The sequence below is a fragment of the Streptomyces sp. NPDC018000 genome (genome assembly GCF_044328025.1).
Lineage (GTDB): Bacteria > Actinomycetota > Actinomycetes > Streptomycetales > Streptomycetaceae > Streptomyces.
Genome location: NZ_JBIRGM010000062.1, coordinates 1 through 1,680 on the forward strand (window position 1 = coordinate 1; position 1,680 = coordinate 1,680).

General features: G+C 67.4%; 1 protein-coding gene. It reads left to right on the forward strand.

Going from position 1 to position 1,680, the window contains the following annotated elements; all coding sequences use genetic code 11:
* Positions 1-1,680, forward strand: a 1,680-nt coding sequence (locus tag ACH4EW_RS32430; RefSeq protein WP_398263148.1) for an amino acid adenylation domain-containing protein, incomplete at both ends; no start/stop codon positions are given.

Consider the following 1,680-nt stretch of genomic DNA (forward strand, 5'->3'; position numbering starts at 1 on the left):
GGAGGAACTGGTCTCCGGTTTCCGGTTGTTGTTGAGCCAGGTGGCCGACAACCCGAACACCCCTCTGTCCGGCCTGGACGTTGTCGGTCCCGAACGGCGACGTCAGATCGTTGTGGACTGGAACACGCCGGCCGAGGAAACCGTCCCGGCTGTTCTGCCTCCCCTGGTGGAGGCCCATGCCCGGACCATGCCGGATGCGGTGGCGGTGACGGACGGCGCTGAAGCGCTGTCGTACGGCGAGCTGAACGCACGCGCCAACCGTCTGGCCCGTGTGCTGATCGAACAAGGTGTGGGCCCGGACAGTTTTGTTGCTGTCGTCCTGCCACGCTCCGTGGAGCTGGTCGTGGTACTGCTTGCCGTGTGGAAGGCCGGTGGTGCCTATGTTCCGGTCGACCCTGACTACCCGGCCGAGCGCATCGAGTACACCCTCGTGGATGCGGCGCCCACGCTGACCGTCAGCCGTTTTGAGGTGGCGGACGTCATCCCGGCCGGTATGCCGGTACTGATGCTGGACGATCCGGCCATCGTGGCGGCGTGTGCGGCGGCGAGCCCGGCGGACGTGACGGACGGTGACCGTACCGGCCCGCTGCTTCCCGGCCACGCCGCGTACATGATCTACACCTCGGGTTCCACCGGGAGGCCCAAGGGGGTGGTCGTGGAGCATCGCAACGTGGTGCGTCTGTTCGCGACCACCGAGCGCTGGTTCGCGTTCGGTCCCGAGGATGTGTGGACCTTCTTCCATTCCTATGCTTTTGACTTCTCGGTGTGGGAGATCGGCGGGGCGCTGTTGCACGGTGGGCGGCTGGTTGTGGTTTCGCACGAGCAGCGCACGTCGCCCGCGGAGTTCCTCCGGCTTTTGGTGCGGGAACGTGTGACGGTTCTCAATCAGACGCCCTCGGCGTTCTACCAGCTGATGCAGGCCGACGAGGAGAATCCGGAGGTCGGTGACGGACTCGTGCTGCGTCGCGTGGTCTTCGGTGGTGAGCCGCTCGAGCTGGGCCGGCTCGAGGGCTGGTACCGCCGGCACGCACCGGACTCTCCCGTGCTGGTCAACATGTACGGCATCACCGAGACCACTGTGCATGTCACGTACCAGGAGCTCGACCCGGTGATGGCCACCGGGGCGGCAGCCAGCGTGATCGGTGAGCGCATCCCGGACCTGCGGGTGTATGTCCTGGACGGCGGGCTGTGTCCGGTGCCCCCGGGTGTCGCGGGCGAGTTGTACGTTGCCGGTGCCGGGGTGTCCCGCGGATACTGGCGGCGTCCGGGGCTGACGTCGGGCCGGTTCGTCGCCGATCCGTTCGCCGGGGGCGGTCGCATGTATCGCACCGGTGACGTCGTGCGCTGGAACCGGCATGGCGGGCTGGAGTTCGTGGGCCGTGCCGATGACCAGGTCAAGATCCGTGGTTACCGCATCGAGCTCGGTGAGATCGAGACCGCGTTGATGCGTCACCCGTCGGTGGCCCAGGCTGCCGTGACGGTGCGTGAGGATCGGCCTGGTGACCGGCGTCTGGTGGCTTACGTGGTGCCGTCCGGGGGCCATGCAACCGTTCCGCCGCTGCGGGACTGGCTCGGTGATTTCCTGCCGGGCCATATGATTCCCGCGGCTCAGGTCACGATCGAGGGCCTGCCGCTGACTTCGAACGGCAAGCTCGACCGGAAGGCATTGCCCGCGCCCGC